This window comes from Sphingomonas sp. PP-CC-3A-396, from assembly GCF_004343105.1.
GTDB lineage: Bacteria > Pseudomonadota > Alphaproteobacteria > Sphingomonadales > Sphingomonadaceae > Sphingomonas.
Genome location: NZ_SLYF01000004.1, coordinates 103,359 through 127,889, shown reverse-complemented (window position 1 = coordinate 127,889; position 24,531 = coordinate 103,359). Strand labels below are relative to the sequence as shown.

Genomic DNA, 24,531 nt, shown 5'->3' with positions numbered 1-24,531 from the left:
CCGGGATTGGAGGAAAGCGGGTCTTCGCGGGATCGCATGATCGGGGTCCGCTATCGACAGAAGCGGACCCGTATCGAACGAATCAGGCAGGAAAATGAATTCCGCACAATTTGTTGCCGTCGGGGTCACGAAAATAGGCCAGCTCGATGGTGCCCATGGAGGCAGTTTCGCGCGGTCCCGGCGGAGCTTCTATCGAGGACCCGCCAGCGGCAACGGCGGTATCGTGAAGCTGCTTCACCTGTTCGGGCGAGTCGCAGGAAAAGGCAACGGTGCTGCCGTTAGCGACGCTTGCCGGTTCGTCGTTGATCGGCTGGCTGACGATGAAGTTGGTTCCGTTACCATTGTTGTAGATCAGACGGGTATGGCCGCTGTCGGCGATGTTCCGCGTTCCTTCGCCTGCACCCAGGGTGGCGAGCACCGTGTCGTAGAAGCGCTTTGACCGTTCGATGTCATTCGATCCGACCATGGTGTGAAAAAGCACAGACACTCTCCTGAAGGCTGATCGACTTTCGATCGCTATTAGCAGTCTCACCTAACTGGCGCGTAACCCGCAGTCACCCCGGCCCGTGGAATGTCCGCAAGTGGGCGTCAGCGGACGTTCGAGAAAATCGCGCGGCAGTAGGCTACGGCTACAACGCCCTGACCGGAAGCCAGGTTCCGACGATTCGGTCGTGCGTGGCCGCGCTGCTCGTGCTGGCAGCTCTCGCGATGGGGCGTGAGGCGATGACCTTGCGCCTCGTCGCGGCGGGGGCGGCGTGCGTCATGCTCGTGCTGCCCGAATCGGCGGCGGGACCGAGCTTCCAGCTTTCGTTTGCGGCAATCACCGCAATCATGGCGCTGCACGAGCACCCTTCGGTTCGCACGTTTTTCGGGCCCCACGACGAGGGCCGACCGCGCCGCCTCGCTCGCGGGGTAGCATCGCTGCTTATCACCGGGCTGCTCGTGGAGTTCGCGCTGATGCCGATCGCGGTATATCATTTTCACAAGGCCGGGCTGTACGGCGCGTTCGCCAACATCATTGCGATCCCGCTGACGACGTTCGTGGTAATGCCGTTGGAAGCGCTGGCGTTGCTGCTGGACGCCGGCGGGCTGGGTGCACCGATATGGTGGTTGGTCCAGCGCTCGCTCGATGCGCTGTTGTGGCTCGCGCATATCGTTGCCAGCGCGCCAGGATCGGTGCGGTCCTTGCCCGCTATGCCGACGGCGGCGTTCGCGTTGATGATCGTCGGTGGCATCTGGATCGCCTTGTGGCGAACGCGGTGGCGGCGGCTCGGGCTGGTACCACTGGCGATCGGCGCGGTCTGGGCGTTGACGACGCCCGCGCCGGATGTTCTCGTGACCGGCGACGGGCGCCATGTCGCGGTGCGGACGGCGGCGGGGCTTGCGATGCTGCGCGATCGGGCCGGCGACTATACGCGCGACATGCTTGCAGAGAATGGTGGCGTGGATGGCGAGCCGCTGCTGCTGGCGGACCAACCCGATGCGCGGTGCAGCCGCGATCTTTGCGTTACCGATATCGGCGCGCGGGGACGGATGTGGCGCATCCTGGCGACCCGCAGCGACTATATGGTGCCGATTGCTGAGTTCATTACCGCTTGTCACGGCGCCGATGTTGTCGTCAGCGAACGCGGTCTGCCGAAGCGGTGCGTACCGCGGTGGCTGAAACTGGATCGTCGTGTACTCCGGCGTACGGGCGGCGTCGCGCTGACCTTGGGAAGCGGGACGGTCGTGACCATCCTGAACGCAGGCGATCGTCACCCCTGGCGCGATCCGCCTCTCCTCGAACGCACCGCGTACGCGTTCAGGCCGCGCCATGATCGGTTTCACGGTACTGTATCGGCGTTTCGCGCCGGCCAAGGCCGTCAAAAATAGAACTGTTCACGCGAAGGCGCAAAGGCGCGAAGGTGATGCCGCTTGGGAGGCCTTAAACCTCCATGAACGATAAGCCGACGTCAGTTTTTTGCCGCCAGCGAAAGCCGGTAGGCGCTGATCCAGGCACCATATCTTCGCGCCTTTGCGCCTTCGCGTGAACAAGATCTTTCGTTTTCCCGTGCGGTCACAGCGAGACGAACTGGTTCACGCGGAGACGCGGAGAAGGTTGTTGTATGACGGGGTGGCTCGGGCTGGGGACTGTTTAGTCTTCCTTCCGAAGACGTTTGGAGGTGCTTCGTTTTCCCTAAGCGCAACCCCTCCGCGTCTCCACGTGAACCAATTCTTCGGCCGCGCTGGAGATTGAGGACGAGATGTTCGCGCAGAGGCGCAGAGACGCAGAGATTGGGCATTCGAGTCGAGAACGCGACTATGCATCAGAGCGTGAGAGGGGCTTCCGGACGCTTGGGGGCCGGTTGGGCGTGTCGAAAAACTAGTCGCTTTTCGACACGCCCAGTACATCTCGCTTAACTTGCTTAAGAGATCCGGCCGCTGTTGTCGGCCGGAGAAGCGACTTGGCTTAAGGCTAGGCTGTCGCTTTTCCTGAGCAACCAAAAACCGAGACCGACCTGCGTCGTGATGACGCAGGTCGGTCCCGGCAGTTCAGTCGTAGCGGCGGAGGATGCCGGAGAGTTTGCCTTGGACGCGGACTTGGGCGGGGGCGTAGCGTTGGGGATCGTAGGCTCGGTTTGCAGGGTCGAGACGGACCATGGCGCCTTCGCGGCGGAAGTATTTCAGGGTGGCTTCGCTGTCTTCGATCAGGGCGACGACGATCTCGCCGTCTCGGGCGGTCTCGGTGCGGCGAATCAGGGCGTAGTCGCCGTCTAGGATACCGGCCTCGACCATGGAGTCGCCGGAGACTTCGAGCGCATAGTGTTCACCCGAACCCAGCAGTGCGGCGGGGACGGCCAGCATCGTGCTGCCTTCGAACGCTTCGATCGGGACGCCGGCGGCGATGCGGCCGTGGAGGGGGATCTCGACGACGTCGTTCGCTGGCTGTGGCGCGGTAGCGGGCGCGGGCTTTACGTTCGACGCCTTTGATGGCGCCTTTTTCTCGGCACGCTCGGGCATGCGAAGCACTTCGAGTGCGCGCGCACGGTTCGGCAGGCGGCGGATGAAGTTGCGCTCCTCGAGCGCGCTGATCAGACGGTGGACGCCCGACTTCGACTTGAGGTCGAGGGCGTCCTTCATCTCCTCGAACGACGGCGAGACGCCGGTTTCGTTGAGGCGATCGTTGATGAAGCAGACGAGTTCGTGCTGCTTGCGCGTGAGCATGGCGGTTCTCCGTCCGGAACAGACTGGGAACTTCTATGGAACATAATTAACGCCGTCAAGCGTCCGTATCACGCGATCACGAGGATTTCCGCCGATTCGCCTCTCTTTGCAACCGGAGCGTTGCCGGGGCGGACGATGAGGCAGGTCGAGCGGGCCAGCGTTAGCAGCATTGAGCTGTCCTGGATCGTCGAGGCATAGGCTTTGCCGTCGCGCAGCTCGGCGCGGAGATAGTCGGTGCGGGCGTTGTTGGCGGGGAGGTCTTCGCCGAGCAGCGCGTGGGTCGACTGGGGGAGCGGATCGCGTGCGCCGGCCATGTGCGCGACGACGGGCTTCACGAACAGCGTCGCGGTGACGAACGCGGAGACCGGGTTGCCGGGGAGGCCGAGGACCATCATCTCGCCGATCCGGCCGGCCATCATCGGCTTGCCGGGGCGCAGCGCGATCCGCCAGAAGTCGATGGTGCCGCCGGCGGCTTCGATCGCGGGGCGGACGAGGTCGTGGTCGCCGACCGACGCGCCGCCGGTGGTGACGAGCAGGTCGGCCTCGACGCTCGCGAAGGCTTCGCGGAGGATCTCGAGATTGTCGGGCAGAATGCCGAGATCGATGATGTCAACGGGCATGTCGGCGAGCATCGCGGCGAGCATGATGCCGTTCGATTCGGGGAGCGCTACGCCGTCGGTGGTCGAGCCGGGGGGGACGAGTTCGTCGCCGGTGGCGGCGACGGCGACGCGGACGCGACGGTTGACGGTGAGGGTGCCGTGGCCGCCGGTTGCGGCGACGGCGATGCGCGCGGGGCTGAGGCGATCGCCGGCGGCGATCAGGCGGGTGCCGGTGGAGAAATCGAGGCCCTTGCGGCGGGTGTTGCGGCCAAGTGTCGGCGGGCCTTCGCCGGCGAGGATCAGGGTTTCGCCGTCACGCTCGGCTTCTTCCTGGACCATGACGGTGTCGGCGCCTTCGGGCATGGCGGCGCCGGTGAAGATGCGGGTGGCCTCGTTGGAGGCGACATTGCCTGCGAAGGGGCGGCCGGCGGCGCTTTCGCCGATGACTTTCCAGGGGCCTGGGAGGTCTTCGAAGCGGATCGCGTAGCCGTCCATGGCCGAGAGATCCGCCGCGGGTTGCGTCCGGCGGGCGAGGATGTCCTCGGCGGCCCAGCGGCCGGCGGCTTCGCGTAGCGTCACGGTCTCGTGGCCGACGCGAGGGGCCATGGCGAAGAGGCGGGACTGGGCTTCGGCGACGGGGACTAGGGTCATGCGTAAGGCTCTGTTTCTGGGCGGTTCGGAAAAGTGAAGTATAGGAAGTGTAGACGCTGGGAGCGTTTTGGCGGTTTGTTCTTTGGGCGATGTATGGGGAAGCGCGGGGCGTGGGGGTAGGTTCCGTGCTTTGCCATGGGTTTGATATGTAGGACAGGCGTTGTTGGCTAAGCGGGGCGCGGAGAGCTTAGCCGCCATGGCGATGTCTGGGCGGGCAGATATCGAACGTTAGCTACCGCCTTCTTGTTCTCCCGCGAAGGCGGGAGCCCAGGGCTGGGTCCCCGCCTTCGCGGGGAAACATAAATTTGGCGGTTGTCGTGCTTCGCTACTGCGACCTTCCCAACTGGGCCCCGGCCTTCGCCGGGGTGGGGTTTTGATCTGTGTGAGGACTTCCTCGACAGTAACGGCGAGTGTGAGGTCGTCGTTGCTCGCCGTCTCTGAACCTCTGGCCAGCGCGGGTTCATCCTTTGCGGGGCTATGTTTGGGGGAAAGAGACACCAGATCAGCATGATGACACGCAATCAGCCTCGGGCGAGAGACAGGATCGGGGCGGCGGTGGGCGCCGTGCTGTTGCCGGGGGTGCTGGGCTATGCGCTGCTCAACGGGCTGGTGGTGACGATGCCGGCGGTGGTCAGCGATGCGTTGAAGGTGTTCGATGCGGCGCCGCCTCCGCCACCGCCGCCGCCTGAGGAGAAGGTGCGGCCTAGGCCGTCGCCTAGCCGCAAGCCGGAGGGGGCTGCGTCGCCGCCTAATTTGAAGTCGAAGGCTACCGAGGTAGTGGCGCCGCCGCCGGTGGTGCCGGTTGTGGTGCTGCCGCCTGTCGTGGTTGCGGAGAAGGCCGGGGTGGGGGCGCAGGCTACGGCGGGCGCTTCGGATGTGCGCGGGCCGGGGACGGGGAGTGGCGGGATCGGCAATGGCACCGGGAGCGGTGGGTATGGCAATGGCGACGGCGGGGGTGGTGAGGAGACGCCGCCGCGGTGGCGCAAGGGGCGGCTAAAGGATTCGGACTATCCGCGCGAGGCGGCCGAGACGGGGATCCGGGGGCGGGTTTCGGTGCGGTATCTGGTCCAGACCGATGGGCGGGTGTCTCGGTGCCGGGTGACCCGGTCGAGCGGGAGCCGGGAGTTGGATGCGCTTACGTGCCGGTTGATCGAGGAGCGGTTTCGGTATGAGCCTTCGCTCGATGCGGCGGGGCGGCCGGTGGAGTCGACGATCGTGGAGGATCATGAATGGGCTATGGGTGGGGATTGAAGTCCCAGGCTAGGCGCGTTCTGCTTGGCTTGCCCTCACCCTCGCCGCCTTTGGCGTCTATCCCTCTCCCCGTTGGGGGGAGGGTTTTCTTCTACGCGGCCCAGTTGCCGGATTTGCCGCCGGACTTTGCGCGGACGCGGATGTCGGTGAGGACCATCGTCTTGTCGATCGCTTTGGCCATGTCGTAGATCGTCAGGAGCGTGACCGTGGCGGCGGTGAGCGCTTCCATCTCGACGCCGGTCTTGCCTTCGGTCGAGGCGGTGGCGGTGGCGGTTACGCCGGTTTCGTCCACCACGAGGTCGATTTCCACCTTGGTCAGCGGGAGCGGGTGGCAGAGGGGGATCAGGTCGCTCGTGCGCTTGGCGGCCATGATGCCGGCGACGCGCGCGACGGCGAGGACGTCGCCCTTCTTCGCGGTGCCGGCGCCGATCGCTGCGGCGGCTTCGGTGGACATGGTGATGCGGCCTGAGGCGACGGCTTCGCGGGCGGTGACCGCCTTGCCACCAACGTCGACCATTCTTGCCGCGCCGGCTTCGTCGATGTGCGTCAGGCCGGTCATCCGACGAGAGCGCGCGTTGCCGCTTCGACATCGTCCTGGCGCATGAGTGCTTCGCCGATCAGGAAGCAGTGAATGTCGTGCTCGGCCATCGCGTCGAGTTCCGCGCGCGTCGTGAGGCCGCTCTCGGCGACGAAGGTGCAGTCCTTAGGCGCCTTGCCGACGAGGTCGTAGGTGCGCTGGAAATCGACCGAGAAGTCGCGCAGGTCGCGGTTGTTGACGCCGATCAGGCGCGACTTGAGCCGCAGCGCGCGCTCCATCTCGTGTGCGTCGTGGACCTCGACCAGCACGTCCATCCCGCATTCGAGCGCGGAGGCCTCGATCTCGGCCATCTGGATGTCGTCGAGTGCTGCGACGATGATCAGGATGCAGTCGGCGCCGATCGCGCGCGCTTCGGTCGACTGCCACGGGTCGACCATGAAGTCCTTGCGCAGCACGGGGATCGAGACGGCGTCGCGCGCCGCGGTCAGGTAGGCGTCAGAGCCCTGGAACCACTTTTCGTCGGTCAGCACCGAGAGGCAGGCGGCGCCTCCGGCTTCATATGCGCGGGCGTGGGCTACGGGATCGAAGTCGGCGCGGATGAGGCCTTTCGACGGACTCGCTTTCTTGACCTCGGCGACGAGCGCGTAGCCGGTCTTGGCGTCGAGCGCGGCGCGGAAGCCGCGTGGCTTCGACATGCGGGCGATGCCGGCGTCGATATCGGCGAGCGAGGTGGTTGCCTTGCGCGCTGCGACTTCGGCGCGCTTGGTCTCGAGGATACGGTCGAGCATGGTCATGTCAGTAGGCGATCCAGCGGGCGAGCAGCGCGTCGGCGCTGCCGGTGTCGAGGGCGGCGGCGGCCTTGGCCGCGCCGTCGACAAGGTTGGGGACGGTGCCGGCTACCATCAAGGCGGCGGCGGCGTTGAGCAGGACGGCGTCGCGGTAGGCGCCGGTCTCGCCCTTGAGCAGGCGGCGGAGTGCGTCGGCGTTGTGGTGCGCGTCGCCGCCGCGAATGTCGGTGATGGCGTGGCGGGTAAGGCCGGCGTCTTCGGGGGCGACCTTGGCGGGCAGCGCGACGGTGCCGACCGAGGCGACGATGCTGGGGCCGGCGCCCGACAGTTCGTCGAGGCCTTCTTCGCCCGAGACGACCAGCGCTGCTTGGGTGCCGAGCTGTTCGAGCGCGTCGGCATAGAGCGCGACGTAATCGGGGCGGGCGATGCCGATCAGCTGGCGGGTGGTGCCGGCCGGGTTGGCGAGCGGGCCCATCAGGTTGAAGATCGTGCGCTTGCCGATGCGCTGGCGGATCGGGGTGATGCGCTTCATCGCCGGGTGGTGGTTGGCGGCGAACAGGAAGGCGATGCCGATCTTGTTGAGGCTGGCCTCGGCGGTGGCGCCGGCGCGGTCCATGTCGAGGCCGAGAACTTCCAGCGTGTCGGCGGCGCCGGCCTTGCTGGAGGCGGCGCGGTTGCCGTGCTTGGCAACGGGCACGCCGCATGCTGCGACGACAAGCGCGACCGCGGTCGAGACGTTCAAGGTGTGGTGGCCGTCGCCGCCGGTGCCGCAGACGTCGATCGCGCCGGCGGGAGCGTCGATCAAGATCATCCGGTTGCGGAGCGCGCGCGCGGCTTCGGCGATCTCGATGCTGGTTTCGCCGCGGGTCGCGAGATCGGTGAGGAAAATGGCGATCGCGTCGTCGCTGGCGCGGGCGTCGAGGATGTCGGCGAACGCTTCTCGGGCGGATTCGCGGGAGAGGGGCGAGCTGGGGTCTGGGAGGAGGGCGACGGTGGTCATATTCCCCTTCCGCTTGCGGGAGGGGTTAGGGGAGGGGCTTCCTGTTTCACGGACGTCGTGGATGCGGCACGCCCCTCCCCCGACCCCTCCCGCAGGCGGGAGGGGAGTTGGTGGGGGATGCCGGCCATCTTGAGAAAGTTCGCCAGCATCTCGTGGCCGTGTTCCGTCGCAATGCTTTCGGGGTGAAACTGGACGCCGTGGATTGGCAGCGTGGCGTGGCGGAAGCCCATGACCGTGCCATCCTGCGCGGTCGCGTTGACGACCAGCGTGTCGGGGACCGCGTTGACGATCAGCGAATGATAGCGCGTGGCGATGAACGGCGAGGGCAACCCAGCGTAGAGCCCGGTATCGTCGTGGAGAACCGGCGAGGTCTTGCCGTGCATCAGGCCACCGCGTTCGACCTTGCCGCCGAAATGCTGACCGATCGCCTGGTGGCCGAGGCACACGCCGAGCAGCGGTTTGCCGGCATCCGCGCAGGCCGCGACCAGGTCGAGGCTGACGCCAGCCTCGGTCGGCGTGCAGGGCCCGGGGGAGATGAGGAACGCGTCCGCGCCCGACGACAGAGCCTGCCCGGCGGAGATCGCATCGTTGCGGACGACTTCGACCTCGGCGCCGAGTTCCATCAGGTAATGGACCAGGTTCCAGGTGAAGCTGTCGTAATTGTCGACGACGAGGATCATGGCGCCGCCATAGCCTAAGCGGGGCCCGGTGCAATATGCCCGCGTCGGGCTGCGGTCGTGCCGGGTCATCGCGATTTCGTCGCGGGCGGGTCGCGATCGGTCGGAGCGACCCCTATATGGCGGAAGCAGCGCAGGCATTCATTCAGTGCGGAGCAATGCCGTGTGACGGACGTTATTCGTTCAAAGGAGCCTGATCCATGTTTCGTACCGTCGTCCTTGCCGCACTGATTGCACTTCCCACCATGGCGTTCGCGCAGGATGCTCAGGTCGCCTCGCCACCGCAGCGCATCCGCAGCGTTACGCTGACCGGTGATCAGAAGTGTCCGCCGTCGACCAACGGCGAGGTGGTGGTCTGCTCGACGCTCGATCAGCCCTATCGTATTCCGAAGGCGCTGCGCGACGACAAGCCGATCGCGGCGCAGAACCAGAGCTGGGTGAACCGTGCCGCGTCGATGGACCAGCTTGGGCGCGTGGCTGGCGGGTTGCCGGATACGTGTTCGGCGGTCGGGACGGGCGGACAGTCGGGCTGCTTCCTCGCACGGAACAATGCCTATGCACAGGAGCGTCGGGCGCCGGCTAGCGAGACGACGACCACGCCGTAAGCGTTTGATACGTCGGACCGCTCACCGCCTGAAGAGCGTCCACCCCGGCGAAGGCCGGGGCCCATTTGGGGGACTAGGGTAACGAAGGCTGCGGTCCGTTACTGCGGCCTTTCCACTTGGGCCCCGGCCTTCGCCGGGGTGGATCAGGCTGACGGAGCTCAACTTAGCCCTAGGGCACCGAGACTTACTGCCCGAAGCCCGGCGCCTTAGCCCGGCTGACCGCTTCTCGCGCTGCTGCCAGAATCGCCCCGGCCTTGGACTCGCACTCGCGCTGCTCGTATTCGGGGACGCTATCGGCGACGATGCCGGCACCGGCCTGGACGTGGATCGTGCCGTCCTTCACCACCGCCGTCCGCAGCACGATGCACGAGTCCATCGAGCCATCGGGTGAGAAATATCCGACTCCGCCCGCGTACGCACCGCGGCGTTCGGGTTCGAGTTCGGCAATGATCTGGCAGGCCCGGACCTTAGGCGCGCCGCTGACGGTGCCGGCGGGGAAGCCAGCGAACAGCGCGTCGAGCGCGTCCTTGTCGGAGGACAGCGTGCCGACGACGTTCGAGACGATGTGCATGACGTGGCTGTAGAATTCGACGCCGTAGCTGGCAGTCACCTTCACGGACCCCGGTGCCGCGGCACGGCCGACGTCGTTGCGGCCCAGATCGAGCAGCATCAGATGTTCCGCACGCTCCTTCGGGTCGGCGAGCAGGCTGACGCGGTTCGCCTCGTCCTCCGCGGCGGACTTGCCGCGGGGGCGGGTGCCGGCGATCGGGCGGATCGTCACTTCGTCGTCGCGGACGCGAACGAGAATTTCCGGGCTCGAGCCGATCAGCGCGAAGCCGGGCAGGTCGAGGTGATACAGGAACGGCGAAGGGTTGATCCGCCTAAGCGAGCGGTAGAGCTCGAACGGGGGGAGCGCGAACGGCGTGCTGAAGCGTTGCGCGAGCACGACCTGAAAGATGTCGCCGGCGAGGATGTAATCCTTCGCGGTGGCGACCATCTCGCCGTAGCGGCCTTCGGGTAGCGCAGGCGTGTAGACAGGCTCGGCGACGTCGGCGCGGATCGCGGCGGGGACGGGCGTGCTGGCCAGCTTGGCGGCGACCGCGTCGAGACGCTCTTCGGCTTCGGTTACGATCGCTTCGCCGTCACGGGTCGGATCGGGCCAGGCGGGTGCGACGAGATACAGCGCGTCGGTCAGGCGGTCGAACACGAGGACGACGGTCGGCCGCACGAAGATCATGTCGGGCAGGCCGAGCGGGTCGACCGGCGGTTGCGGTAGCGTCTCGACCAGACCGATCGTCTCATAGCCGAAATAGCCGACCAGGCAGGCGAGCGCGCGGGGCAGTTCGGCGGGAACCTCTGCGCGGCATTCGGCGACCAGTGCGCGCAACGCATCGAGGGTCGGCACCGGGCACGGCTCGAACGTCTCGCGATCGGTCGCCCAATGACGGTTGATCTCGGCGCTGTGGCCATGCGCGCGGAACAGCAGGTCGGGCGCGAGGCCGATCAGGCTGTGACGGCCGCGGATCTCGCCGCCCTCGACCGATTCGAGCAGGAAGTCGCCACGCCCCGGCTCGATCAGCTTCAGCGCGGCTGCGACCGGGGTTTCGGTATCGGCGACCTGACGACGCCAGACGAGCGCGGGGCGCCCCTCGGCCAAAGCTTCCCGCGCGCTCATGGCGATCAGTTCCCGGTGCCGCCCTGGCCGAGCAGGTCGGCGCGGACGCGGGCGAGCGATGCCGCGTTGGTCTTCACGCCAACATCGGCGCGGACTGCCTTGGCGAACTGCTCGACATATTCGCGACCGACCGAGCGGCCGATATTGGCGCGCGCGGCCTTGATCGCGGCGTCGTTGCCCGCCGCATTGCCACTGGCGATGCTGTCGAGCTTGATGACGAACCAGCCGCTGTCATCGGGCGCGGCCAGCGTCTTGGCGGTGTTCGGCGCCATGCTGAACATCAGCGCGAGCGCGGGCGGCGCGCCGCGCGGATCGGCGGCGATCTGCGCACGCGAGGCGGTCAGCGGACGCGCGGCCGGCAGCTTCAAACCGGTCTGCGAAAGCGACTGCTGGATCGGCATGCCCTTGTTGATCCGCGCGAGCACGTCGGCGGCGACTTTCCGCGCAGCCTGACGCGAACGATCGGCGGTTACATCTTGCAGCACGGCGGCGCGAACCTGTGCCAGCGGGCGCGGCGTCGCGGGGACGACGCGGCCGAGCGCGACGACGGCGAAACCGCCATCGGTGCCGAGCTGGACGAGCTGCGGGCCATCGCCTTCAGCCGCTTGGAATGCGGCGGCAACGAGCGGCGCGATCGCGGGATCGGGCTTGCTGGCCGCGTCATCCGGATTGACGCCGCTCGCGATCAGCGCAGGCGTGGTCACGGCCGCGAGCTTCTGGTCGGCGATCACTTCGTCGAAGGTCGCGTTCTTCGAGAGCGAGTCGTCGATCTTGTCGTGGACGTCGGACAGTGCGGCGGCCGCCTTCTGGATGCCGAGTGCAGCGGCGATCTCACCGCGGACCTGGTCGAGCGAGCGACCGGCGACGTTCTCGATCTTGTCGACCTTGGCGACGGTCCAGCCGAGCTGCGTGCGGACCGGGCCGATCACCGCACCGCTCGCGGCGGCGAACACGGCATCTGCGACCTGTGCGGACGCGGTGTTGGCATAGGCGGCCTTCTCGACGCCGGTCTGCGTGGAGGCTTCGAGACCGGCAGCGCGGGCGGCGTCGGCGAGGCTGGTACCGGCCTTCACCTTGGCGGCGAGCGCGGTCGCGCCGGCCTGATCGGCGACGACAACCTGCGTGATCGTGCGCTTCTCGGTCGCGGCGTATTTTGCGCGGTCCTGCTGATAGGCCTTGGCGATCTCGGCGTCGGTCGGAACCGCCTGCGCCTTGACCCGGTCTGGCGAGACGATCGCGTAGCGGACGATCCGGCGCTCAGGGACGGTGTAGCGCGCGATGTTGCGCTTGTAGAAAGTGTTCAGGTCGGCGTCGCTCGGCGCCGGGCCGGCGGGGACGATTGCGGCGGGGATGAAGCCGATCGTTCCGGTGCGCTTTTCGAGGAGCAGCGAAGCGTAGGGAAGCGCGAGCTGGCTCGACACCTGCGTCGCACCGGTGCTGGGGATCGTCAATTGCTGCGCGAACGTATCACGAACGATGTCGCTGCGGATCTGCGCGTCGGTCAGCTTCCGCTGGGCAAGCACCTGGCGATAGAGGTTCTCGTCGAACTTGCCGGTCGGGCCCTGCAACGCCGGGATGCTGGCGATCTGGCCGTCGACGGCGCGCTTGCTGACGACCATGCCCTGTGCACGGCCGAACTGCTCGAGCGCCATGCTGGAGATGATCCGGTCGAGCGTGCCGTCGAGCCCGCCCTGGTTGACGAACGTCGCCATGTCGAGCGTCGGCTGTTCCTGGCGGAAGCCTTCGAGCTGCGTCTGCGCCTGCGTCTTGACTTCGTTCGCGGTGACCTCGGCCTTGCCGACCTTGGCAACGTCGCCGCCGGTGATCCCGGCGCCGCCCGTCATCGAACTCAGGCCGGTGACGTCACCCGCGGCGAACGCGAGCGCGATCACGCCGAGCACGAGGAAGGTAATGATCACGCCGACCCTGGAGTGGGTAAGACGGCGGAAGAAAGCGAGCATGGACAGCCGATCGACAGGGATAGAACGGGGTTGCTTTACGGGGGCGCGGGCGGCTCTTCAAGTCGGGCGCGTCACGCGGCGATCAGGTCGTGCGGGGTTGTGCGGTGCGGGTGTGGCGCTATCGCTGGGCAAAATATCTGGGAGATGACGATGCGGCGTAAGCTTGTAGCCGGAAACTGGAAGATGAACGGGTCGCGGGCGATGCTCGTCGAACTCGAGGCGATCGCTGCGGCAGCGAGTGCTGCGCCGGGGATCGACGTGTCGGTCGCGGTGCCATTCACGTTGATCGCCGCGGCGTCGGAGCGCGTGCCGGGTCTCGCGATCGGCGCGGAGGACGTCCACGAGGCAGACTCCGGCCCGCATACCGGATGCGTCTCGGCGGGAATGGTCAAGGAGGTCGGCGCGTCGTTCACGCTCGTCGGGCATTCGGAGCGGCGCGCGGATCAGCATGAGACCAGCCACGACGCTTGGGCGAAGGCTGCGGCGGCGCGGCGGCAGGGGCTGCACGTCATCCTGTGTTGCGGCGAGACCGAGGCGGAGCGCGACGCGGATCGTGCGGAGCGCGTGGTGCAGGCGCAGATTGAGAAGTCGGTGCCCGACAATGCCGACGGCAGCTGGTTTACGCTGGCCTATGAGCCGCGCTGGGCGATCGGCACGGGGCGGACGCCTACGTTGGAAGAGATTGCGGCGATCCATGCGATTGCACGGGCGAAACTGCGGATGCTGATCGGCGATGCGGCGGCGGGGGTGCGGATCCTGTATGGCGGCTCGGTGACGGGGGCGAATGCGGCGTCGATCCTCGACACGCCGAACGTCGACGGGGCGCTGGTCGGCGGGGCAAGCCTGACGGCAGACAAATTCGTGCCGATCATCGAGGCGGCGGCCTCGTTATAGTCGCGTGCGGCGATGGCTTGCGTTGAAAATCGTTAAGTCCCGATAAACCCTAGCGTCTTATGATTAATTGGCGATTCGGTGGTCGGATCGCTGATCGGCGTGACGCTGCTTTGGTGCGAGGGTTGATATGGCCAGGTGGATTCCCGGGTGCGTGGGCGCCTCGATCGCGGTCTGTGCGGTTGTCACTGCGATCCCCGCTCGGGCGGAGACTCCGCGTGAACTGCTGACCCAGGCCGGGTTTGTCGATCGCGACCGGAACGTGGCTTTGGCGCGGATCGACAAGGCGGCGGCGGCGGCGGGGCAGGCGCTGAGCCGGTCGCCGAACGATCCGGAGGCGGCGATCATCCAGGCGATGGCGAACGGCTATCGCGCGAAACTGCTCGGCAATCGCGGGCAGGCGATCGCCGCACGGAAGCAATATGAGGCGCTGGTGACGCGCTATCCTCGCAATGCCGAGGCGCAGGCGGCGCTGGGCGCGTGGCACGTCGGGGTGATCGCGAAGCTCGGGCGGTTCGTCGGGCGTGCGGTGGCGGGCGCGCAGAAGGCGACCGGATTGGAGGCGCTCGACAAGTCGGTGGCCTTGGGCGGCAATCGTGCGATGTTCGCCGGGCTGGCGGGGTTATTGCGGCTGGAGCTGGATCCGAACGATGCTCGGGGACGGGCCTTGGTCGAGACCGCGAGCAAGGCGCCGACGCCGAGTGCGATCGACGGGTATGTGCGGAAGGCGGCGCTGGCGGTGTTGGTGCCGTTGAGGGCTGGTGATGCGAATGCGACCAAGGCGCTAGCGGATAAGCTGCTGCCGTTCGGGCAGTTCGCGACGGGGTGACATCGCCTTCCCGTCATGCCGGGTTCGTTCCGGCATCCACGGTGCCGCATATAAGCGGACTGAGACTTTGCTGAACGGTGGCCCCCGGAACAAGTCCGGGGTGACTGGCTTAAAGACGGCCTTGTCGCTTTGCGGCCTCTTCGTTCCCCCGCGGAGGCGGGGGCCCAGGATCTCATAGGGTAACTCTCGTAACCCTGGACCCCCGCCTCCGCGGGGGAACGGGTCAGCTGTAACGCTTCGCCAACATCGCAAACGCGGCGCGTAGGGCGTAGGCCTCGCCACCCTTTGGTCGGCCCGGCTTCGTCGATGGTCGCCAAGCGAAGACGTCGAGGTGGGCCCACGCGGTATTCTTCGGGACGAACCGGCGAAGGAACAGCGCTGCCGTGACCGCGCCCGCAAAGCCGCCGTCGGGCGCGTTGACCATGTCCGCGACGTCGGACTTCAACATATCATCATAGGCGTTCCAGAGCGGCAGGCGCCACATCTGGTCGGTCTGGTCGATCCCAGCCGCAAGCAGGTCCGCGGCGAGTGCCTCGTCGTCGGTGAACAGCGGCGGCAGGTCGGGCCCCAGCGCGACTCGCGCTGCGCCGGTCAGGGTGGCGAAGTCGAGGATCAGCTCCGGGTTGCTCTCGCCCGCCTTGGTCAGTGCGTCGCCGAGCACGAGGCGACCTTCGGCGTCAGTATTTGTGTTCTCGACTGTCAGGCCTTTCCGTGTGGCTAGGACGTCGCCAGGGCGGAAGGCATTGCCGGCGATGGAGTTTTCCACCGCGGGAATCAGCAGATGCAGACGGACCGGGAGCTTGGCCGCCATCACGAGGCTCGCCAGCGCCAGCGCGTGCGCGGCGCCGCCCATATCCTTCTTCATCAGCCGCATACCCGCGGACGGCTTGATGTCGAGCCCGCCGGTGTCGAAGGTGACGCCCTTGCCGACCAGCGCGATGCGAGGATGCGAAGGGTCGCCCCATTCGAGTTCGATCAGCCGTGGCGCGCGGTCCTTGCTCGCGGCTTGGCCGACCGCGTGGATCATCGGGTAGCCGGTCGCGAGCGCATCGCCGCGCGTGGTCGCGACGGTCGCGCCGTGGCGTTTGGCGAACGTCTCGGCAGCGGCTTCCAGGTCGGCGGGGCCCATGTCGGAGGCGCCGGTGTTGACGAGGTCGCGGACGAGCGCAGTGGCTTCGGCGAGGCGGACCGTCTCGCCGATATGCGCGGCGTCTGCGGTCAAGAGGACACGGGGGCCGGTCGCGTCGGGCTTCACGTACCGCTTGAACTGGTGCTGGGCGAGCATCCAGCCTAGCCCGGCCGCGCCGACTGGTCCCTCCGCGAGACGGTATGTTCCCGCCGGCAGCGAGGCGCCGAGCGAGGCGATCCGCCACGGCGAGGTCAGCGCCTCGTTGCAGACCAGCAGCATCGACCAGTTGTCGGCGGTGTCGCCTGGCAGCACCGCGCGATCGCCGGGCTTGCCGGTCAGGCGGTGTGCGGCGACAGTCGTACGGATGCGCTGCGACTGTTTGGCGAGCCAGCCTTCATACGCGTCGGGGTGGACGACGTGGATCGTCCGTGCGGGCTGGCCGCGGTCGGGTTGCAGCATCGAAGCGAAGTCGGTCATTGAGCAGGCGCCACCAAAAGTTGTTCGTACCGGCCGTTCGCGCCGGGCTCGGCATAGGTGCTGAGCGAGAGCGTGCGGTCGGGATAGGTGATGCGGTAGGTGCGGTTGACGAACCCGCCGCGCAAGCGGGTCTTGCCGGTTTGTACGAATGCGGTGGGTTCGCCGAGCGCGCTCAGACTCGTCTTGTAGTCGGCGAGCGCGACCGGCTTGAAATAGTAATTCGCGTCTTCGGTGAGGCCTTTCCTATCGAGCGTGCCGGTGCGGAGCTGGTCGTAGACGGCGCGGGCGCGGGCGAGCGCGGCGGTGTCTTCGGCGTTGGCGGGCGCGGGCGGCAGGACGATCTTGGCGACCCCGGCGGCGATGCGGCCAGTTGCGTCGCTGAACCAGCTGTTGGTGAGGACGACGATGGCCGCCTTGTCGTCGGGATAGACGGTGTTCTCGGACAGGAAACCGACCGCTTCGCCGCTGTGCTCGACGTAGCGGCGGCCGTTCGCGCTGCCGGTGAAGACGCCAAGGCCGTAGCCGTTGCTGCTGCCGTCGGCGAGCTTGACCGGGGTTTCTTGTGCGGCCCAGTCGTCGGCCGGCAGCGTGGTGCGGTTGAGGCGTGCGACATCCCATTTGGCGAGGTCTTCCGCGCTCATCGAGAGTTCGCCGGCGGCGTAGAGCCAGCCATCCGCGCTGGGCGTCTCAGGGCGGACCGGGCCTAGCGCGAAGCGGCCATAGCCTTGGGGGAAGGCCTTGCCGATCGCCTTGTTCTGATCGAGCGCGCGGATGTCGAGCGGATTGAAGATGCGTTGTTGGAGGAAGCTCAGCAGCGGCTGGTGCGCGACCTTCTCGACGATCATGCCGGCCACCACATAGCCGGTGTTGGAATATTGCCACTGCGTGCCGGGTTGGAAATCGAGTGGCTTCTTGGCCCAGCGATCGACGATCTGCTGCGGGGTAACGGGCTTGGCCATCGCCGCGAAACTGTAGTCCTGAGGCCAGTAATCCTGGAGGCCGGAGGTGTGGCTGAGCAGCTGCCGGATCGTGATGCGGTCGCCGCCGGTGATGCCGGGGATGTATTTGGCGACAGTGTCGTCGAGGCTGAGCTTGCCTTCGTCTTCGAGCAGCAGGATCGCGGCGGCGGTGAATTGCTTGGAGATCGAGGCGATCTGGTAGGGGAGCTTGGGGTCCGCGACGGCGATCGCCTCGGACGGTTTGCCGTACGCCTTCGCGAACACGATCCGGCCGCCGCGCACCACCGCGATCGAGGCTGAGGGCACGCCGGTATCGCCGAGCGCGCCGGTGACCAGCGTGTCGATCTGCGCGGTTTCGACGGGGGTGAGCGATTGCGCGAGGGCGGGGGCCGGCAGCAGCGCGGCGACGGCGAGAAGGCGGAGGATCATGTCCGTATCGAAGCAGAAGCGGATGATGCACGCAACGCTGTGATTTTTAATTCCGTGGCGGTTGAACGGGTTAGGATGTGACAGAAATGTTGACGGAACAGGGCGTGATAAACGCACGTTTCATCGCGGGGCCGGGAGCCTTTTCACGTCTTAGGGGACACAACTATGCTCTATACCATCGCCGTCATCCTGCTGATCCTCTGGCTGGCAGGCTTCGCCTTCCATGTCGCGGGCGGACTGATCCACATCCTGCTGGTGATCGCGGTCATCGTCGTTCTGGTGAAGCTGTTCACCGGCCGCAACGTCGTCTGACTTTTCCGTCATGCCGGGCTCGTTCCGGCATCCACCGTTCCGCGTATCGGATGCTATCGAGCTTGCGGAACGGTGGACCCAGGAACAAGTCCGGGGTGACGGAGGGATTTAGGCCGGGACGCCGTAGAGGTCGTGATCGTCGGCGTCCTCGATCGTAACCGGAACGATGTCGCCGACCGTCAGGTGGCCGGCATCGCGGAGGAAGACTTCGCCGTCGATTTCGGGTGCATCCGCCTGCGAACGGCCAGTTGCGCCTTCTTCGTCGACCGCGTCGATGATGACGTCGAGCGTCCGACCGATCTTGGCCTGCAACTTGGCCGCGGAGATCGCCGCGGTCTTTTCCATGATGCGGGCGTAGCGCTCTTCCTTGAGCTCTTCGGGCACGTGGTCGGGGAGCAGGTTCGCTGCCGCACCTTCGACCGGTTCGAAGCGGAATGCGCCGACACGGTCGAGCTGCGCTTCGTCGAGCCAGTCGAGCAGGTACTGGAAATCCTCCTCGGTCTCGCCGGGGAAGCCGACGACGAAGGTCGAGCGGATCGTGATGTCGGGCGCGATCGTCCGCCAGTTGTGGATGCGCTGGAGCACCTTCGCGTCGTTGCCGGGGCGCTTCATCCGGCGCAGCACCGATGGCGCGGCGTGCTGGAAGGGGATGTCGAGATACGGCAGCACGAGGCCTTCCGCCATCAACGGAATGACGTGGTCGACGTGCGGGTAGGGGTAGACGTAGTGGAGGCGGACCCACGGCGCGATTCTGCCGAGTTCGCGCGAGAGATCGGTCATGTGCGCGCGGACGTCTCGGGCTTCGTTGCGCGACATCGGGCCGCCGGGCTTCACCGGCCAGCTGGCGTGGCGCAGGTCGACGCCGTACGCCGAGGTGTCCTGGCTGATGACCAGCAATTCCTTGGTGCCGGCTTCGACCAGCTTTTCAGCCTCGCGCAGGATCGCATCGGGGCGGCGGCTGACGAGATCGCCGCGCAAGCTTGGAATGATGCAGAACGAGCAGCGGTGGTTGCAGCCTTCCGAAATCTTCAGATAGCTGTAGTGGCGCGGGGTCAGCTTGAGGCCGGCGTCGGGGATCAGGTTGAGGAACGCGGACGGCGGCATCGGTGCCGCCTCGTGGACCGCGCCGACGACCTGCTCGTATTCGTGCGCGCCGGTGATCGCGAGGACCTGCGGGAAGCGCGCGCGGATCGCGTCGGCTTCCTTGCCCATGCAGCCGGTGACGATGACGCGGCCGTTCTCGGCAATCGCCTCGCCGATCGCCTCGAGGCTTTCCTCCTTGGCGGAATCAAGGAAGCCGCAGGTGTTGACCAGCACGATGTCGGCGCCAGCGTAATCGGGCGACATCTGGTAGCCGTCGCCGCGCAGCTGCGTGAGGATCCGTTCGCTATCGACGAGGTTCTTCGGACAGCCGAGCGAGACCATGCCGATCTTCGGCGGGGAGGGGAGTGTTGTTGCCATGAAGCCCGCGCACATAGGCGCAAAGTTCGGTTTTTTCTAGGCGGCGGAAAATGCATCCGCCATGGGTGGAGATCTTGCGCGGGAAGGAACCGATATGCTGGCGATTGGACTGATGTCGGGAACGTCGCTCGACGGGATCGACGCGGCGTTGATCGAGACCGACGGCGAGGTGTTCGTGCGGCCGATCGCGTTTCGCGGCGAGCCGTATTCGGATTCGGCGCGGGCGCAGCTGGCGGAGGCTACGCGGATGGCGCTGACGTTCGACAAGCCGCGTGCCAGTCCGCCGGTGGTCGCTGCTGGCGAACTCATTACGCGCGCGCATGTGTTTGCGGTGCATAAGTTGCTGGCGGATGCGGGGGTTGCGGCGGCGGATGTCGACGTGATCGGCTTCCACGGGCAGACGATCGCGCATCGGCCGGATCGGCGCTGGACGTGGCAGATCGGCGACGGGGCGGCGGTAGCGCGGGCGACCGGGATCACGACGGTGTCGGATTTTCGCTCGGCGGATGTTGCGGCTGGCGGACAAGGCGCGCCGTTGCTGCCGGTGTATCATGCGGCATTGGCGGCGGGGCTCGAGGGGCCGGTCGCGGTGCTGAACCTTGGTGGGGTGGGGAACATCACCTTCATTCCCGGCGGGACGGACATGCATGATTCGCGCGAGATGTCGCCGGAGCGGGCGCAGATGATGGACCGCGATGGGCTGGTGGCGTTCGATACCGGGCCGGCTAACGGGCTGATCGATAGCTGGGTCGAGGCGGAGACTGGCGCGCGGTATGATGCCGGGGGGGCGTTGGCGGCGTCCGGGCGGGTGGACGAGACGGTGCTGACGGCGATGCTCGATCATCCGTTTTTCGATGCGCCTCCGCCGAAGTCTCTGGATCGGAATGACTTTACTATCCAGCCGGCTCGGGGGTTGTCGGCTGCGGACGGCGCGGCGACTTTGACCGCGTTTACGGCGGCGACTGTGGCGGAGGCTTTGCGGCATTTGCCGGCTCGGCCGGTGCGGTTGCTGGTCGCGGGGGGCGGTCGGCATAATCCGACGATGCTGGCGATGATCGCCGCGCGGACCGGGCTGGTGGTGGAGCCTACCGATGTGCTCGGGTGGAACGGCGATGCGTTGGAGGCCGAGGGGTTCGCGTATATGGCGGTGCGGACGTTGAAGGGGCTGGCGATCAGCTTTCCAGGGACGACTGGGGTTCCGGTGGCGATGGCTGGTGGGGTTGTGGATCGGGTTTAAGGGGGCGGCTTACGCTTGTCCCTTGTGACCAGTAAGCTTGTTCTCCCGCGAAGGCGGGAGCCCAGTCTGGGCTCCCGCCTTCGCGGGAGAACAATGAGGTGAGGGCTGATTTGTGTTACTCGCACGCGCTTCGCGGTAACCGCACTTTACCTGCTCCCACCCCGGCGGAGGCCGGGGCCCAATTGGAAAGGTTGCGGTAACGAAGCGTGCGCTTAGTTAGCGACGTCCCCCAATTGGGCCCCGGCCTTCGCCGGGGTGGTAGACAGCGTGGGGGCTGCGGCGTTGTATCAGTGGGGCTTCTTGGCCTTGGCCGGCTTCTTCGGCTCGGGCTTCTTCGGCGGCGCCTTCTTGTCCGCCGCGTCCTTCGCGCGCAACGCCGGCGCTGCGATCGCCGCTGCGATCCCCGCAATCACCGTAGCGCCGACCGCGATAGCCGTCTTCGGGTGCGACTTCACCGCATCCGTCGCAGTCGCGAGGCCGGCCTTCGCCGCATCGGTCGCGTCCTCGACCCAGTCGCTGGTCGCCGACGTCTTCTTCGCGTCGGGCTTCGGCTTGTGGTCGTCGTCGTGATGGACCTTGGCGTGCGGCATTGCCGAGTTGGGGATCGACGACATAGGGCTTGTCCTTTGGTAGGGGATGATGCCCGATAAACCGATCGCGTCCGTGACGGTTCCGTTACGGTCAGCCGCTTGCCGCGCCAAACTCACCGCTTGCGCGTCAGCTCGCGCATCGCATCGTCGAGCCCGGCGAGGCTCAGCGGGTACATCCGGTCGGTCATCAGCTCGCGGATGATCCGCACCGACTGCGAATAGCCCCATTGCGCCTCGGGCACCGGGTTGAGCCACGCCGCCGCCGGATAGGTGTTCGTCAGCCGCTGCATCCACACCGCGCCCGGCTCCTCGTTGAAATGCTCGACCGAGCCGCCGGGATGGGTGATCTCGTACGGGCTCATCGACGCGTCGCCGACGAAGATCAGCTTGTAGTCGTGGCCGTATTTGTGGAGCAGATCCCACATCGGCGTGCGCTCCGCGAAGCGCCGCGTGTTGTCCTTCCACACGCCCTCGTAGGGGCAGTTGTGGAAGTAGAAGAATTCGAGGTTCTTGAACTCGGTCGTCGCCGCCGAGAAGAGTTCCTCGCACAGCTTCACGAACGGATCCATCGAGCCGCCGACGTCGAGGAACAGCAGCAGTTTCACCGCATTGCGGCGCTCGGCGCGCATGACGATGTCGAGATAGCCTTGGCGCGCGGTGCCGGCGATCGTGCCGTCGATGTCGAGTTCGTCGGCGGCGCCGTCGCGGGCGAAGCGACGCAGGCGGCGCAGCGCGACCTTGATGTTGCGGGTGCCGAGTTCCTTGGTGTTGTCGAGGTTACGGAACTCGCGCTGGTCCCAGACTTTGAGCGCACGCTTGTGCGTGCTTTCGCCGCCGATGCGGACGCCTTCGGGGTTGTAGCCGCCGTTGCCGTACGGGCTCGTGCCGCCGGTGCCGACCCATTTGCTGCCGCCCTGATGGCGTTCCTTCTGCTCCTCGAGGCGTTTCTTCAGCGTCTCCATGATCTCGTCCCACGAGCCTAGCGACTTGATCGCGGCCATCTCCTCGGGGGTCAGGAATCTCTCGGCGACCGCCTTCAGCCAGTCCTCGGGGACTTCGCCGGCGGGCGTGCCGTAGCTGGTGGCGAGGCCGCGGAAGACCTTGGCGAAGACCTGGTCGAACTTGTCGAGCAGCCCCTCGTCCTTCACGTACACCGCGCGGGAGAGGTAGTAGAAATCCTCGGGCGTCCGCTCGATCACCTCGGCATCGAGCGCCTCCAGCAGGATGAGGTGCTCCTTGAGGCTGGCGGGGATGCCGGCGCTGCGGAGTTCGTCGAGAAAGTTCAGGAACATGAGGTCACTCCGTCACTTGGCGGCGGCGATCGGCAGTTCGATCGCGCTGGGCTGCGCGGCCGAGTGGAAGACGCTGATCGTGGCCTTGCGGTAGTCGGCGGGCGTCGCGTCGAAGATGTTGGGGACGTAGGTCTGCGGGTTGCGATCGTAGAGCGGGAACCAGCTCGACTGGACTTGGACCATGATGCGGTGGCCTGGGAGGAAGACGTGGCTGGCGTTGGGTAGCACGACGCGGAAATGCGTCGGCTGGCCGGCGACGATCGGCGTCGGCTTCTCGAAGCTATCGCGGTAGCGGCCGCGCAGAATGTCCATCGAGACGGCGAGCTGATAGCCACCCATCTCGGGCTTGTCGGAATATTCGGCGGGGTAGACGTCGATCAGCTTCACCACGAAATCGCCGTCGGTGCCGGTGGTGCTGGCGATCAGGTCCGCGACGGGCGCGCCGGCGATCGCGACGGGGCTGGTCAGCGGCGGAGTCTGGTAGGTCAGAACGTCGGTGCGATCGGAGAAGGGGCGCTGGTCGTCGACCAGCCATTGCCGCCAGGTCGAGCCGGTCGCGTACGTCGGGCGGATCGGGCGGAGGCGGTAGGGGATCGGCTTGGCGGGGTCGGAGATATAGTCGTCGTGGCCGTCCTGCGCGGGGGCGGTCGGCGCCAGGCCGCTGGCGGGCTGGAAGTAGAGTTTCTGCGTGGCGGACGCGTTTGGCCAGCCGGCGAGCGTCTGCCACTGGTTGGTGCCGGTCTGGAACGCGGTGACGGGGGCGAGCGCGGGCGGTGTCGCGCCGGTCTTCAGCGCGCCGTCGAGGAACGGGAGCAGCACGTTCTTGCGGAACCAGAGCGCGGTGTCGGCGTCGAAGCGGATCGCGCCTAGCGTCGAGCCGTCACCGTTCGCGCCGCCGTGCGCCCAGGGGCCGAGCGCGAGGTGGTTGACGTGGTTGGGGTCGACTTTCGACACGGCTTCGTAGGCCGCAACCGCGCCGTAGATGTCCTCCTGATCCCATTGGCTGGCGACCCAGAGCGTCTGCACGGTCTGTGGTTGCTTGGGCAGGATCGTCTCGAGCGCCTGGCCTTGCCAGAATGCGTCGTAGGTCGGGTGATCGTGGAGGCGGTTGATGAAGGGCAACTGCTCCAGCCCGCGACTTTTCACGAACGCGCTGGCGGAACCGGCGCGCAGGAATGTGTCGTAATCGTCGTAGGCGTCGCGCCAGAGGTCGCCGGCTTCGCCTTTGGCCGCGTCCTGCGTGTAGTAATAGTCGTAGCCGATCTGGCGGAACGCGCCGCCGTGGAAGTCGTCGTCGCCCTTCCAGGTGTTGATCACCGGGTTCATCGGGACGGCGGCTTTCAGCGCAGGATGCGGGTTCACCAGCGCCATCGCGGCCATCATGCCGTCATAGCTGCCGCCAATGATGCCGACCCGGCCGTTGCTGTTTTTCAGGTTCTTAACGAGCCAGTCGATCGTGTCGTAGGCGTCGGTGGAGTGATCGACTTTCGTCTTGTTGAGCGGGCCGATCAGCGGGCGCTCGTTGATGTATGCGCCATTCGAGCCGTTCTTGCCGCGGACGTCCTCGAAGACGCGGATATAGCCGGCGTCGAAGAACATCGCGTCGGACGCGCGCAGGTTCATCGCGCCGCTGGGGCTGGAGAACCGGCTTGCCGCGCTTTCGGCGTTGTAGGGCGTGCGCTGGAGCAGGATCGGCGCGTCGGTGAGCCCCTTGCGCTGGACGATGACCGCGTGGAGCGTGACGCCGTCGCGCATCTTGATGTCGACTTCGCGGCGGTCGAAGTCGAAGCTCGTATTGGCGGGGACGAACTTGGCGGGGATGTCGCCGCCGGGGGGCGGGGACTTTTCCTTCTGTGCGCCGACGGTTGTGGGGGCGGTGGTCGCGAGCAAGGCCAGCGTGACCGTCGTAAGAGCCTTGAACCGCATCGCTATCCTCACCGTCTTTTCGAATACGGTGGTGGCACGGTTTGAAGGGT

21 protein-coding genes and 1 pseudogene are annotated in these 24,531 nt (G+C 66.7%); 7 read left to right on the top strand and 15 right to left on the bottom strand.

Annotated features, from left to right (window positions below; genetic code table 11):
* Nucleotides 1-82: 82 nt before the first annotated feature.
* Nucleotides 83-481: a VOC family protein gene (locus C8J40_RS08960; protein WP_132896755.1), complete on the bottom strand. Its 399-nt coding sequence runs from the start codon at nucleotides 479-481 to the stop codon at nucleotides 83-85.
* Nucleotides 482-627: 146 nt separating this feature from the next.
* On the opposite strand from C8J40_RS08960, the pseudogene C8J40_RS08955 reads away from it, so the two are divergent.
* Nucleotides 628-1,872: pseudogene (locus C8J40_RS08955) on the top strand (ComEC/Rec2 family competence protein); the annotation flags it as partial.
* A 660-nt stretch (nucleotides 1,873-2,532) separates the two neighbouring features.
* Here the strand turns inward: C8J40_RS08955 and lexA are convergent.
* Both lexA and C8J40_RS08945 read right to left on the bottom strand, forming a co-directional pair.
* The gene (gene lexA / locus C8J40_RS08950) at nucleotides 2,533-3,204 is read right to left on the bottom strand and encodes a transcriptional repressor LexA (protein WP_132896753.1); all 672 of its coding nucleotides are present in this window, start codon (nucleotides 3,202-3,204) and stop codon (nucleotides 2,533-2,535) included.
* Nucleotides 3,205-3,272: 68 nt separating this feature from the next.
* Nucleotides 3,273-4,454 (bottom strand): molybdopterin molybdotransferase MoeA, encoded by a 1,182-nt coding sequence (locus tag C8J40_RS08945; protein ID WP_132896752.1) that lies wholly within the window; start codon nucleotides 4,452-4,454, stop codon nucleotides 3,273-3,275.
* A gap of 555 nt (nucleotides 4,455-5,009) precedes the next feature.
* Here C8J40_RS08945 and C8J40_RS08940 point away from each other — a divergent pair.
* Nucleotides 5,010-5,705, top strand: a complete 696-nt coding sequence (locus C8J40_RS08940) for an energy transducer TonB (RefSeq protein WP_243693292.1) — start codon at nucleotides 5,010-5,012, stop codon at nucleotides 5,703-5,705.
* A 91-nt stretch (nucleotides 5,706-5,796) separates the two neighbouring features.
* On the opposite strand, the gene moaC is transcribed toward C8J40_RS08940, so the two are convergent.
* Genes moaC through C8J40_RS08920 form a run of 4 tightly spaced genes read right to left on the bottom strand, consistent with a single transcriptional unit; the run spans nucleotide 5,797 to nucleotide 8,711 of the window.
* The gene (gene moaC, locus C8J40_RS08935) at nucleotides 5,797-6,264 is read right to left on the bottom strand and encodes a cyclic pyranopterin monophosphate synthase MoaC (RefSeq protein ID WP_132896751.1); all 468 of its coding nucleotides are present in this window, start codon (nucleotides 6,262-6,264) and stop codon (nucleotides 5,797-5,799) included.
* Complete coding sequence (gene trpC / locus C8J40_RS08930) at nucleotides 6,261-7,037, bottom strand: indole-3-glycerol phosphate synthase TrpC (protein ID WP_056048598.1); 777 nt, start codon at nucleotides 7,035-7,037, stop codon at nucleotides 6,261-6,263. Before trpC ends, moaC begins: the two co-directional genes overlap by 4 nt.
* Before the next feature lies 1 nt (nucleotide 7,038).
* The gene (gene trpD, locus C8J40_RS08925; RefSeq protein WP_132896750.1) at nucleotides 7,039-8,031 is read right to left on the bottom strand and encodes an anthranilate phosphoribosyltransferase; all 993 of its coding nucleotides are present in this window, start codon (nucleotides 8,029-8,031) and stop codon (nucleotides 7,039-7,041) included.
* Nucleotides 8,028-8,711 (bottom strand): aminodeoxychorismate/anthranilate synthase component II, encoded by a 684-nt coding sequence (locus C8J40_RS08920; protein WP_132896972.1) that lies wholly within the window; start codon nucleotides 8,709-8,711, stop codon nucleotides 8,028-8,030. Before C8J40_RS08920 ends, trpD begins: the two co-directional genes overlap by 4 nt.
* Before the next feature lie 197 nt (nucleotides 8,712-8,908).
* On the opposite strand from C8J40_RS08920, the gene C8J40_RS08915 reads away from it, so the two are divergent.
* The gene (locus C8J40_RS08915) at nucleotides 8,909-9,313 is read left to right on the top strand and encodes a hypothetical protein (RefSeq protein WP_132739890.1); all 405 of its coding nucleotides are present in this window, start codon (nucleotides 8,909-8,911) and stop codon (nucleotides 9,311-9,313) included.
* 184 nt (nucleotides 9,314-9,497) lie between these two features.
* Here C8J40_RS08915 and trpE read toward each other — a convergent pair whose 3' ends face one another.
* The gene (gene trpE, locus C8J40_RS08910; protein WP_132896749.1) at nucleotides 9,498-10,988 is read right to left on the bottom strand and encodes an anthranilate synthase component I; all 1,491 of its coding nucleotides are present in this window, start codon (nucleotides 10,986-10,988) and stop codon (nucleotides 9,498-9,500) included.
* Nucleotides 10,989-10,993: 5 nt separating this feature from the next.
* A complete protein-coding gene (locus C8J40_RS08905) occupies nucleotides 10,994-12,949 on the bottom strand; it encodes a peptidylprolyl isomerase (RefSeq protein ID WP_132896748.1) in 1,956 nt (651 codons plus the stop codon).
* A gap of 144 nt (nucleotides 12,950-13,093) precedes the next feature.
* On the opposite strand from C8J40_RS08905, the gene tpiA reads away from it, so the two are divergent.
* Both tpiA and C8J40_RS08895 read left to right on the top strand, forming a co-directional pair.
* Entirely contained in the window at nucleotides 13,094-13,843 is a 750-nt protein-coding gene (gene tpiA, locus C8J40_RS08900; protein ID WP_207901181.1) for a triose-phosphate isomerase, read from the top strand.
* A gap of 151 nt (nucleotides 13,844-13,994) precedes the next feature.
* Nucleotides 13,995-14,669: a hypothetical protein gene (locus tag C8J40_RS08895; protein WP_243693291.1), complete on the top strand. Its 675-nt coding sequence runs from the start codon at nucleotides 13,995-13,997 to the stop codon at nucleotides 14,667-14,669.
* Between the two features lie 223 nt (nucleotides 14,670-14,892).
* Here the strand turns inward: C8J40_RS08895 and C8J40_RS08890 are convergent, their stop codons facing one another.
* Both C8J40_RS08890 and C8J40_RS08885 read right to left on the bottom strand, forming a co-directional pair.
* Nucleotides 14,893-16,275: a leucyl aminopeptidase family protein gene (locus C8J40_RS08890; protein ID WP_132896745.1), complete on the bottom strand. Its 1,383-nt coding sequence runs from the start codon at nucleotides 16,273-16,275 to the stop codon at nucleotides 14,893-14,895.
* Nucleotides 16,272-17,663: a serine hydrolase domain-containing protein gene (locus C8J40_RS08885; protein WP_132896744.1), complete on the bottom strand. Its 1,392-nt coding sequence runs from the start codon at nucleotides 17,661-17,663 to the stop codon at nucleotides 16,272-16,274. The genes C8J40_RS08890 and C8J40_RS08885 overlap by 4 nt, the downstream gene beginning before the upstream one ends.
* A gap of 165 nt (nucleotides 17,664-17,828) precedes the next feature.
* Between C8J40_RS08885 and C8J40_RS08880 the strand changes: the two genes are divergently transcribed.
* Complete coding sequence (locus C8J40_RS08880) at nucleotides 17,829-17,975, top strand: lmo0937 family membrane protein (RefSeq protein ID WP_107954842.1); 147 nt, start codon at nucleotides 17,829-17,831, stop codon at nucleotides 17,973-17,975.
* 108 nt (nucleotides 17,976-18,083) lie between these two features.
* Here the strand turns inward: C8J40_RS08880 and rimO are convergent, their stop codons facing one another.
* Complete coding sequence (rimO, locus tag C8J40_RS08875) at nucleotides 18,084-19,436, bottom strand: 30S ribosomal protein S12 methylthiotransferase RimO (protein WP_132896743.1); 1,353 nt, start codon at nucleotides 19,434-19,436, stop codon at nucleotides 18,084-18,086.
* A 94-nt stretch (nucleotides 19,437-19,530) separates the two neighbouring features.
* Here rimO and C8J40_RS08870 point away from each other — a divergent pair, with 94 nt between their 5' ends.
* Nucleotides 19,531-20,673, top strand: coding sequence for an anhydro-N-acetylmuramic acid kinase (locus C8J40_RS08870; protein ID WP_132896742.1), 1,143 nt, complete (start codon nucleotides 19,531-19,533; stop codon nucleotides 20,671-20,673).
* Nucleotides 20,674-20,960: 287 nt separating this feature from the next.
* Here the strand turns inward: C8J40_RS08870 and C8J40_RS20240 are convergent, their stop codons facing one another.
* The 3 genes from C8J40_RS20240 to C8J40_RS08855 all read right to left on the bottom strand — a co-directional run bounded on the left by C8J40_RS20240 (nucleotide 20,961) and on the right by C8J40_RS08855 (nucleotide 24,481).
* On the bottom strand, nucleotides 20,961-21,287 hold the full coding sequence (locus C8J40_RS20240) for a hypothetical protein (protein ID WP_165911399.1): 327 nt from the start codon (nucleotides 21,285-21,287) through the stop codon (nucleotides 20,961-20,963).
* Between the two features lie 89 nt (nucleotides 21,288-21,376).
* Nucleotides 21,377-22,555 carry a VWA domain-containing protein gene (locus C8J40_RS08860; RefSeq protein WP_132896741.1) on the bottom strand — a complete coding sequence of 393 codons (1,179 nt, stop codon included), beginning with the start codon at nucleotides 22,553-22,555 and terminating at the stop codon, nucleotides 21,377-21,379.
* A gap of 12 nt (nucleotides 22,556-22,567) precedes the next feature.
* The gene (locus C8J40_RS08855) at nucleotides 22,568-24,481 is read right to left on the bottom strand and encodes a CocE/NonD family hydrolase (protein WP_165911398.1); all 1,914 of its coding nucleotides are present in this window, start codon (nucleotides 24,479-24,481) and stop codon (nucleotides 22,568-22,570) included.
* Nucleotides 24,482-24,531 lie beyond the last annotated feature (50 nt).

Bases quoted from the DNA above. Each gene is read 5' to 3' on its own strand.
- lexA (WP_132896753.1), bottom strand. From the start codon at position 3,204: ATGCTCACGCGCAAGCAGCACGAACTCGTCTGCTTCATCAACGATCGC.
- C8J40_RS08945 (WP_132896752.1), bottom strand. From the start codon at position 4,454: ATGACCCTAGTCCCCGTCGCCGAAGCCCAGTCCCGCCTCTTCGCCATG.
- moaC (WP_132896751.1), bottom strand. From the start codon at position 6,264: ATGACCGGCCTGACGCACATCGACGAAGCCGGCGCGGCAAGAATGGTC.
- trpC (WP_056048598.1), bottom strand. From the start codon at position 7,037: ATGACCATGCTCGACCGTATCCTCGAGACCAAGCGCGCCGAAGTCGCA.
- trpD (WP_132896750.1), bottom strand. From the start codon at position 8,031: ATGACCACCGTCGCCCTCCTCCCAGACCCCAGCTCGCCCCTCTCCCGC.
- C8J40_RS08920 (WP_132896972.1), bottom strand. From the start codon at position 8,711: ATGATCCTCGTCGTCGACAATTACGACAGCTTCACCTGGAACCTGGTC.
- C8J40_RS08915 (WP_132739890.1), top strand. From the start codon at position 8,909: ATGTTTCGTACCGTCGTCCTTGCCGCACTGATTGCACTTCCCACCATG.
- trpE (WP_132896749.1), bottom strand. From the start codon at position 10,988: ATGAGCGCGCGGGAAGCTTTGGCCGAGGGGCGCCCCGCGCTCGTCTGG.
- C8J40_RS08905 (WP_132896748.1), bottom strand. From the start codon at position 12,949: ATGCTCGCTTTCTTCCGCCGTCTTACCCACTCCAGGGTCGGCGTGATC.
- tpiA (WP_207901181.1), top strand. From the start codon at position 13,094: ATGACGATGCGGCGTAAGCTTGTAGCCGGAAACTGGAAGATGAACGGG.
- C8J40_RS08890 (WP_132896745.1), bottom strand. From the start codon at position 16,275: ATGACCGACTTCGCTTCGATGCTGCAACCCGACCGCGGCCAGCCCGCA.
- C8J40_RS08885 (WP_132896744.1), bottom strand. From the start codon at position 17,663: ATGATCCTCCGCCTTCTCGCCGTCGCCGCGCTGCTGCCGGCCCCCGCC.
- C8J40_RS08880 (WP_107954842.1), top strand. From the start codon at position 17,829: ATGCTCTATACCATCGCCGTCATCCTGCTGATCCTCTGGCTGGCAGGC.
- rimO (WP_132896743.1), bottom strand. From the start codon at position 19,436: ATGGCAACAACACTCCCCTCCCCGCCGAAGATCGGCATGGTCTCGCTC.
- C8J40_RS08870 (WP_132896742.1), top strand. From the start codon at position 19,531: ATGCTGGCGATTGGACTGATGTCGGGAACGTCGCTCGACGGGATCGAC.
- C8J40_RS20240 (WP_165911399.1), bottom strand. From the start codon at position 21,287: ATGTCGTCGATCCCCAACTCGGCAATGCCGCACGCCAAGGTCCATCAC.
- C8J40_RS08860 (WP_132896741.1), bottom strand. From the start codon at position 22,555: ATGTTCCTGAACTTTCTCGACGAACTCCGCAGCGCCGGCATCCCCGCC.
- C8J40_RS08855 (WP_165911398.1), bottom strand. From the start codon at position 24,481: ATGCGGTTCAAGGCTCTTACGACGGTCACGCTGGCCTTGCTCGCGACC.